This is a genomic window from Klebsiella sp. NPDC088457, from assembly GCF_044900465.1.
GTDB lineage: Bacteria > Pseudomonadota > Gammaproteobacteria > Enterobacterales > Enterobacteriaceae > Klebsiella.
On sequence record NZ_JBJDNH010000040.1, the window covers coordinates 43,233 to 51,908 of the forward strand.

7 protein-coding genes are annotated in these 8,676 nt (G+C 57.7%); 3 read left to right on the forward strand and 4 right to left on the reverse strand.

Annotated elements, in window-relative coordinates:
• Window positions 1-114: 114 nt before the first annotated feature.
• Window positions 115-1,143: a CorA family divalent cation transporter gene (locus ACI2JR_RS21755; RefSeq protein ID WP_462479454.1), complete on the forward strand. Its 1,029-nt coding sequence runs from the start codon at window positions 115-117 to the stop codon at window positions 1,141-1,143.
• A 43-nt stretch (window positions 1,144-1,186) separates the two neighbouring features.
• Here ACI2JR_RS21755 and ACI2JR_RS21760 read toward each other — a convergent pair whose 3' ends face one another.
• Both ACI2JR_RS21760 and malX read right to left on the reverse strand, forming a co-directional pair.
• The gene (locus ACI2JR_RS21760; protein WP_462479455.1) at window positions 1,187-2,359 is read right to left on the reverse strand and encodes a MalY/PatB family protein; all 1,173 of its coding nucleotides are present in this window, start codon (window positions 2,357-2,359) and stop codon (window positions 1,187-1,189) included.
• A gap of 50 nt (window positions 2,360-2,409) precedes the next feature.
• Complete coding sequence (gene malX, locus ACI2JR_RS21765; RefSeq protein WP_132730820.1) at window positions 2,410-4,002, reverse strand: maltose/glucose-specific PTS transporter subunit IIBC; 1,593 nt, start codon at window positions 4,000-4,002, stop codon at window positions 2,410-2,412.
• Window positions 4,003-4,175: 173 nt separating this feature from the next.
• On the opposite strand from malX, the gene ACI2JR_RS21770 reads away from it, so the two are divergent.
• A complete protein-coding gene (locus tag ACI2JR_RS21770) occupies window positions 4,176-5,204 on the forward strand; it encodes a Mal regulon transcriptional regulator MalI (protein ID WP_132730821.1) in 1,029 nt (342 codons plus the stop codon).
• Between the two features lie 29 nt (window positions 5,205-5,233).
• On the opposite strand, the gene ACI2JR_RS21775 is transcribed toward ACI2JR_RS21770, so the two are convergent.
• Together ACI2JR_RS21775 and manA are read right to left on the reverse strand one after the other, a co-directional pair.
• Window positions 5,234-6,775, reverse strand: a complete 1,542-nt coding sequence (locus tag ACI2JR_RS21775; protein WP_462479456.1) for a YdgA family protein — start codon at window positions 6,773-6,775, stop codon at window positions 5,234-5,236.
• Between the two features lie 98 nt (window positions 6,776-6,873).
• Window positions 6,874-8,052 carry a mannose-6-phosphate isomerase gene (gene manA / locus ACI2JR_RS21780; RefSeq protein ID WP_132730823.1) on the reverse strand — a complete coding sequence of 393 codons (1,179 nt, stop codon included), beginning with the start codon at window positions 8,050-8,052 and terminating at the stop codon, window positions 6,874-6,876.
• Between the two features lie 196 nt (window positions 8,053-8,248).
• Between manA and ACI2JR_RS21785 the strand changes: the two genes are divergently transcribed.
• Window positions 8,249-8,676, forward strand: a 428-nt coding sequence (locus ACI2JR_RS21785) for a fumarate hydratase (RefSeq protein ID WP_462479457.1), incomplete at its 3' end; no start/stop codon positions are given.

Here is an 8,676-nt window from a genome sequence, read left to right on the forward strand (position 1 = left end):
GTCAGTCAGGTTTCTGTTTTATGAACAAATCATTAACCTTGCCAGGCTGTGAAAAATAGCGAAAGATGACTTTATTCGGGCCTGAACAGTGCTTAATGCCATCCTGAGGGATATATGAGTCAAGACGTCGCGGGAAAGATGTTAAAACCCGATTTTGATGTGGAAGTGTCCGGGTTAGTGTATGGTTTTATCTTTCGTGAAGGGCAAACCCCGCAGCAAATAACCTCGCAGCAGGTTTGCGCGCAATATCACGAGCTGGACGGCGAAAACGACTTTGTCTGGCTGCATCTCAACCTGAACCACGCCACCGCAGAGAAGTGGCTGCTGAACCATTTCCCCGTTGCCGATTTTTTCTTTGAAGAGATTCGTGATGGTTCACATACCACCCGTATCGAACGGCAGGGCGATAATCTGTTTGCCGTCCTGAATGACGTCCTGTTCCACCCTAAAGAGACCACCGCAGAAACCTCGACGCTGTGGCTGTATTGCAGCCAGAAGCTGGTGGTGACGGCGCGTTATAAGCCGCTGCGCTTTATTGAATGGATGCTGCCGCGCCTGGCCGGGTTAAAGATGAACTCTTCTACCGAACTGATGGCCTTCCTGCTTGAAGAGCAGGAGGAGGTGCTGGAGCAGGTGGTGCGGCAGGCCAGCCGGCACGTCGATGCGATTGAAGAGCGTTTGCTCAGCAACCACGTGCAGCGAAACCGCGCCGACCTCGCGCGCCTGCGGCGTATGCTGCTGCGCTTTCAGCGCCTGCTGGCCCCGGAGCCTGCGGCGATGTTTCGTTTGTTGAATCGACCTCCGGCGTGGATCGATCGCTCGGTAGTCCAGGAGTTCCGCCAGTTCACCGAGGAGTTTACGGTGGTGCTCAACGATCTCTCCGGCTTGATTGAGCGTATCAGCCTGCTTCAGGAAGAGATCAGCGCCCGACAGATGGAACAAAGCAACCGTACGCTGTATACCCTGACGGTGATCACCGTGCTGGCGCTGCCGATCAATATCGTCGCCGGGTTCTTTGGCATGAACGTTGGCGGGATCCCGCTTGCCAGCAATCATCATGGATTTATTCTGCTGGTGCTGATTGTCGGCGTGTTCACCCTTGGCGCCGGGTATCTGGCTTTTCGCCGCCGGGACGATCTGTAAACGGTGCGCCAGGCGGCGGTTAGCGTAACCGCCGCGCAGGCTTTTACTGCAGCGCGCGCAGGGCGGCAATCAATCCGTTGACGCCTTTCTCCAGCTTCTCGCGGGGACAGCCGGCGTTGAGGCGCACAAATCCAACGCCATCTTCGCCGTAGGTATAGCCCGGCATAATAGCGACCTTCTGCTCCTCGATAAGCGCTTTTTGCAGGGCGCGATCGTCGACATTCAGCGGGCGCAGATCGATCCAGGCGAGATAGGTGGCCTGCGGCGGTTGCCAGCTAAGCGACGGGAAAGCCTGATTAAGCGCCTGAGCGATATAGCGCATATTGCCTTCTAAATAGACCCGCAGCGCATCCAGCCACGGAGCGCCTTCGCGATAGGCGGCAATATGGGCGACCAGCGCCGGTACCGAAGGTGAAGAGAGCCCGTCCCGATTTTTCAGCGCCGTGAGATACCCCTCGCGCGAGGCGGCGTCGTCAATCAGGCCGTAGGCGCCGGTGAAGGCGGGGATATTAAAGCTTTTCGACGCGGAGGTGAACAGCGCCCACGGGCTGCGGGCGACGGTGCACCAGGGGATGTGCTGATGGTCACCCCAGACCATATCCATATGAATCTCATCGCTTATCACCTTCACGCCGTGCTGTTCACACAGCCGGGATAGGGTGTCGAGCTCATCGCGGCTCCAGACCTTGCCGGTTGGATTATGCGGACTGCACAGCAGCATAAGGGTATTGCGCGGATCCGCCAGCGCCCGTTCCAGCTGTGCCATATCGCAGCGCCACTGGTTTTGCTCGCGGATCAGCGGGACCGCGGCTACCCGGCGTTGATTGCCTTCAATCGTTTTATAAAAGGCATCATAGGCCGGAGTGTGGATCACCACGCCGTCACCGACGTCTGACCACCGGCGGATCATCTCCGCCACCATATACATCACCGAGGGGCCATAGACGATAGCGTCGCGGTCAACAGGAGTATGAAAACGGCTGGCGTACCAGTGGGCGACGGCACCGAGAAACTCGTCGTTTTTCCAGCGGCTGTAGCCGAATACGCCGTGCGCAAGGCGTTTGCTGAGCGCATCAAGAATGCAGGGCGCGGTGGCGAAATCCATATCCGAGATAGTGAACGGCAGCAGGTCGGCGGCGCCAAAACGATCGGCCACATAATCCCATTGCGTACACCAGGTTCCGTGGCGATCGACCGGCGTTGAAAAATCAAACATCTGAACTTCCTTCATCTCATACCCCTCCCGGGCGGGAGGGGAAAGGCGGTTTATGCCTGGACGGTATTCATCAGAACGGCCATCTCATCTTTCACCGACTGTACCTGCGGCCCAATCACCACCTGCAGGTTGTGCTGATTGAGCTGAACGACGCCGATCGCGCGATTGGCTTTCAGCGCGGCGGTGTCGACTTTGCTCATGTCGTTAACCGACAGGCGCAGGCGGGTAATGCAGTTATCGAGCGACGTGATGTTGTCCGCGCCGCCCAGCGCAGCCAGAATCGCCGGCACGTTATAGCCGGATTTCCCGGTGACGCCGGAGACCGCTTTTTCAAAGGCGGCGTTGGTTTCGATATCGCGGCCCGGGGTTTTCAGGTTAAAGCGGGTAATGGCGAAGCGGAAGATGCCGTAGTAAACCGCAAACCAGATGGCGGCGACCACCGGTACCAGATACCATTTGGTCGACAGGCCGTGGAGGATCCCGAAAACCACAAAGTCGATGACGTTGCCGTCGGTATTACCGATAGTCACCCCCAGCACCGCCATGATGGTAAAACCGAGGCCGGTCAGCAGGGCGTGAATGAGGTACAGTACCGGAGCGACGAACAGGAACAGGAATTCCAGCGGTTCAGTGGTGCCGCCAACGACGCAGGCGATCACGCCGGAGATCAGCAGCCCTTTAATTTTGTGGCGGTTTTCAGGGCGTGCGCAGTGGTACATCGCCAGTGCGGCGCCCGGCAGGCCGCCGAGGAACGCCGGCATTTTCCCCTGCGACAGGAAGCGGGTCGCGCTTTCAGAGAAGCCGTGGGTTTCCGGGCAGCTGAGCTGGGCCTGGAAGATAGTCAGCGCGCCGCTGACGCTATGCCCGCACACGTCCATGGTGCCGCCCGCCTCGGTAAAGCGAATCAGCGCCACCAGGATGTGCTGCAGACCGAAAGGCAACAGCAAACGTTCCCCGGTACCGAAAATCATCGGGCCAAAATTGCCCGCGCTGTTAATCACCTGGCCGAGGGCGTTAATCCCTATGGCGAATACTGGCCACACCAGCGGAATAGCCAGCCCGACGAGGCCGAGGACGACGGTGGTGATAATCGGCACAAAACGCGTGCCGCCAAAGAAAGCCAGCGCATCCGGCAGGCGGATATTGTGAAAACGTTCATGCAGCATCCAGATGATGATCCCGGCGATGACCGCGCCAAGGATCCCGGTATCGATCGACTGAATCCCGATAACGCTCTGGATATTGTTCGCTTTGAGAATGGCGGCATCGGTCGTCGGCAAAATGCCTTTTGCCGTCAGCCAGAAGTTAACCGCGAGGTTCATGACCGCATAGCCGACAAAGCCGGCGAAGGCGGCGACGCCTTTGTTTTCACGCGCCAGGCCCAGCGGAATCGCGATACAGAACATCACCGGCAGGAAGCTGAAGGCGAAAGAGCCGATTTTGCTCATCCACACAAACACCGCCTGCAGCAGGGGCGTGTTCAGCCACGGCTGCAGAGTGAGGACATCATGGCTACTTAAGGAACTGCCGATCCCTAACATGATCCCGCAGAACGAGAGCAGCGCCACGGGTAACATAAACGTTTTTCCTAACTGCTGGAAAAACTCCCACAAAGTGATTTTGGGTGCTGTTTTTGCCGTCATTAACGCGAATCCTGATGTGTTGAGTTATGGGTGAGTGCAACGTCACGGCAAGATAAAACGTTTTACCACTTTTTAGTGCGATAAAAATCACATAATCAAGCGATGATAACGTTTATAAAGATAACCTATTGATAAAACGTTTTATCGGTCGCCACAGGGAGACGGTTGCAGGTATGGCTATCGCAAAAAAGATCACCATCAACGACGTGGCGCAGGTGGCCGGGGTTTCGGTCAGCACGGTTTCGCTGGTTCTCAGCGGTAAAGGGCGCATTTCGTCAGCCACCGGCGAGCGCGTCAATCAGGCGATTGAGCAGCTGGGGTTTGTGCGTAATCGCCAGGCGGCATCGCTGCGCGGCGGGCAAAGCGGGGTGATCGGCCTGATAGTCAGCGATCTGTCGAAGCCTTTTTATGCTGAGCTCACCGCCGGGCTGACGGATGCCCTTGAGTCCGAGGGCAAAATGGTCTTTCTGACCCAGGGCGGGCATCGCGGCGAAAAAATGCTCCAGCGCTTTGACACCCTGGTTGCCCAGGGGGTTGATGGGGTGATCATCGCGGGCGCTATCGACAAGGGCGGCGAACTGCGCGATCGGGCGGGGGAAGTGGGGATGCCGCTGGTGTTCGCCTCGCGCGCCAGTTATCTCGATGATATCGACCTTATTCGCCCGGATAATATGCAGGCCGCGCAGATCGTCACCGAGCATCTGATTCGCCGCGGGCATCAGCGCATTGCCTGGCTGGGGGGGCAAAGTTCTTCGTTGACGCGCGCGGAACGAGTGGGTGGCTACTGCGCCACGCTGCTGAAATATGGCCTGCCGTTTCACAGCGAATGGGTGGTGGAGTGCGAGTCTAGCCAGAAGCTGGCGGCGGAAGCCATGACCGCGCTGCTGCACAAGAACCCGACGATCACCGCCGTCTTATGCTACAACAACGTGATTGCCACCGGGGCATGGTTTGGCCTGATGCGGGCCGGGCGGCAGAGCGGTGAAGACAGCGTGGAAAGCTATTTTGAACAGCGGGTGGCGCTGGCGGCCTTTGCCGAAGTGCCGGAGAGTGCGCTGGATGATGTCCCGCTTACCTGGGTTACCACCCCGGCGAGAGAGATGGGACAAAGCCTGGCCGAGTGTATCCTGCGTCGTCTGGAAAAGGGGCCGATGGCCGCGAGAAACCAGATTATGCCCCCGCGGCTGGTCACCCGAAAATAGCCCCCCGAAAGGGGCTATCGGCAACATTATTATTGTGGCGCGAGCGGAGGAACGACCCCTGCAGGCGCGTCGTCGTCAGGCGCGGCATCCGGGGCTGTCGGCAGCGTCCAGCCAAACATGCCGGCAAACTCGTCCAGCGGCATTTTCTGCCCGTTCAGCGTGACCTGGCCGTCGGCATATTGCAGGCTGGAAGTGATGGCATTGTCTTCCATCGTGGTGATGCGGAACATCTGCCCCATGGCCGCCAGACCTTTCACCTGCTGGTCCGCCAGCTTCGCGGCATCCGCCGGCTGGTAGCCCTCGAGACCGGCAATCTGGGTCATCAAGGCGGTCGCCATATCAACCGGGATCACCAGTTTGCTATCGAGCGATTTGACGCCGCTGTCCACTTCATCCGCCAGCGTTTTCGGCTCAGTCGTGGTCAGCGCCGGGTCTTTCAGCAGGATAGACATGTTAAAGGTGCTTTCCCCCCTGGCGTTACGCCAGCTCAGCGGGGCAATGGTCAGAGACGGGTTACCTTTCAGCAGAATCGGCAGCGCCTTGAAGAAGGTTTCGCTCAGCGCTTGCTGGTACAGCTCGGGATTCTGGGTCAGCTCCGGTTTAGCCATCAGCGCCTGCGCTTCGGCATGATACTGCTGGCTGAACTGATGCCACGCCTGGCCATCGAGATTAGCCAGTTTCACCGTCAGCTTGCCGCTGCCAATATCCTGGTTCTGCAGCTTGAGGCTGTTGACGGTGTAATCCAGCTGGCTGTTAATCGCTTTGCCATCTTCCGTCAGCGAGGACTGGCCGTCGATGTTCATCCCTTCCAGCAGGGCCAGCTCTTTACCTTCAATACCGATTGACAGTTTCTCCAGCGAGACCTTCTGCTTGCCGATACGCTCGTCGAAGCGGGTCATTTCGGTTGCGCCGTCGGTTGTCAGGTTATTGAAGTTCAGCTGCACTTTCTGATTATATTCGTTGAGCGCGTTAATCTGCCCGCTGTCCGCCTTGCCGCTCAGGCTCACTGTCTTGCCCCCGGCATCGGCGTTGAGCTGGAACTGACCGCCGCTGAAGGTGATTTTTTCATCGCCTTTGGCGTAGTCCAGCGGTTTCAGGTCGATAGCCGACTGGCTGTCGCCGCTGTAGGCAATCCGGGTATCGATAACAAACGGCGATTCGCCTTTCGCAATATCAAACAGCGCCTTGCTGGCCTCGTTATTGACCAGCGTGGTTTTCACTGAGGCCATCGCGGGAACGATATTGCCGGATTTCAGCGCCGCCAGCGGGAAAGGGCCGTGATCGACGACTTCGTCAAGCACCAGACTCTGTCCGGCGGCAAGCCAGCTGTTCTCTTTACCGGCCACCGGCTTCACCACCAGCTGCAGATGGCTGCTGAACAGGCCGCGCTGATAGTTTTGCCACGCCAGCTCGACGCCGGCTTCCGGGGCGCTACTCTGCAGCTGCGTATTCGCCTGCTGCATCACATCGGCGAGGCGATTTTCCAGCTGTTTTCCTGTGTACCAGGCTCCGCCTGTCCAGACCACGCCCAGAGCCACGATAATTCCTGCTGCGACCAGCGATTTCTTCATAGCATTTGTCCATAAATGAAACCAGGCGGAGCAAGCCGCCTGGTCATGTTGTCATGATGAGTGGAAGTCTAGCAACTGCGACTCAAAAGTTCAGTAACTTACTTGAGCTTATTGAACACGCGCGCCAGACGACCGGTCCCGCTGACCTGCACCGGGGACTCATTGCAGGCAATAAAGGCCGATTCGCCCGGTTGCAGAGTCAGGCGCTGCTCGCCTTTACGGATAACGGCATTGCCGTCGACACAGAAGATAATGGCCGCGCTATCCTGCGCGAGGGTGGACTCCTGCGCCGACAGATCGTGGAGGGAGAAAGCAAAATCGTCTACCGGGATCGGGAAATCCAGCTCCGCCTCGTGTTTCTGCGGTTGCGTCAGCAGCTCGCCGGCCGGTTTAGCCACGAACTTCACATTGGCAACCAGTTCCGGAATGTCGATGTATTTCGGCGTCAGCCCCGCGCGCAGCACGTTATCCGAGTTGGCCATCACTTCCAGCGCCACGCCCTGCAGGTAAGCGTGCGGGGTTTCGGCAAACAGGAACATCGCCTCGCCTGGGTTCAGCTTCACTACATTCAGCAGCAGAGGAGAGAACAGGCCGCTATCGTCCGGGTAGAATTCGGCGATCAGGCGGATAGTCTGCCACGGTTCGCCCTGCTGGTTATCCAGCGCCGTTTGCAGCACGCGTAACGCATGGGCTTTTTCTTCGCCCTGCATATTCAGCAGGCCGGCGAACAGCTGGCTTAACCGATCGGCGTCCGGTTGGCTCAAAAACTCGCCGATAGCCGGGTGCGCGCTGGCGACCGGCTGCAGCAATGTGGCGATGTCAGCGAACTCGCGGAAAGCGTTCATCGCCAGGAACGGCGTCAGGGCAAAAACCAGCTCCGGCTTGTGGTTCGGATCTTTATAGTTGCGCTCGGCGGCAGAGAGGGGAATACCGGCGGCATTCTCTTTGGCGAAGCCAATCTCCGAGGCCTGCTTGTTCGGGTGAACCTGAATGGACAATGGTTGGGCGGCGCACAGTACTTTAAACAGGAACGGCAGTTCGCCGAAACGCTGCGCGACCTTGTCGCCGAGCAGGGCGGATTTATCGCTATCAATAACGTCGCGCAGCGATTGCGCTTTGCCGCTGGCGTCGAGAACCTGCGAGCTGCTCTTCGGATGCGCGCCCATCCACAGCTCTGCCATCGGCAGGTTATCCGGGTTGGCGATCCCATACAGTTCCGTTAAAGCGGTGTGACTTCCCCAGGCGTAGTTCTGCACTGAGTTAATGAGCTTCTGCATTCTCAATCCCTGTTTCCACTTGTTAGTTATCGCTCTATTAAACCAGCAAATCGCCGGGAAGCAACTGCTGAAAGAAAAAGTCGTCCTTGTCTCAGTTTTTGTTAAAAATTTGTGTAAAATTGATCGACTCGCTTTTCTACAGGCAAATGGAGCGTCTGCCTGAAATATAATCAGCCAAGCAGTAAGTGAGAGCACAATGTCGAATAAACCGTTTGTTTATCAGGATCCTTTTCCCCTTAAAAAGGATGACACCGAGTATTATCTCCTCAGTCGTGATTACGTCTCTGTCGCCGAATTCGCCGGCCAGGAAGTCCTTAAGGTTGAACCCCAGGCGCTGACCCTTCTGGCACAGCACGCTTTCCACGACGCCTCCTTTATGTTGCGCCCGGCGCACCAGCAGCAGGTTGCCGATATCCTCAACGACCCGGAAGCCAGCGAAAACGACAAATACGTCGCGCTGCAGTTTCTGCGCAACTCTGATATCGCCGCCAAAGGCATTTTGCCGACCTGCCAGGATACCGGCACCGCTATCATCATGGGCAAAAAAGGCCAGCGCGTGTGGACCGGCGGCGGCGATGAAGCCGCGCTGGCGCAGGGGGTCTATAACACCTATATCCAGGACAA

Coding starts and splice junctions, on each gene's coding strand:
- ACI2JR_RS21755 (WP_462479454.1), top strand. CDS start 115: ATGAGTCAAGACGTCGCGGGAAAGATGTTAAAACCCGATTTTGATGTG.
- ACI2JR_RS21760 (WP_462479455.1), bottom strand. CDS start 2,359: ATGTTTGATTTTTCAACGCCGGTCGATCGCCACGGAACCTGGTGTACG.
- malX (WP_132730820.1), bottom strand. CDS start 4,002: ATGACGGCAAAAACAGCACCCAAAATCACTTTGTGGGAGTTTTTCCAG.
- ACI2JR_RS21770 (WP_132730821.1), top strand. CDS start 4,176: ATGGCTATCGCAAAAAAGATCACCATCAACGACGTGGCGCAGGTGGCC.
- ACI2JR_RS21775 (WP_462479456.1), bottom strand. CDS start 6,775: ATGAAGAAATCGCTGGTCGCAGCAGGAATTATCGTGGCTCTGGGCGTG.
- manA (WP_132730823.1), bottom strand. CDS start 8,052: ATGCAGAAGCTCATTAACTCAGTGCAGAACTACGCCTGGGGAAGTCAC.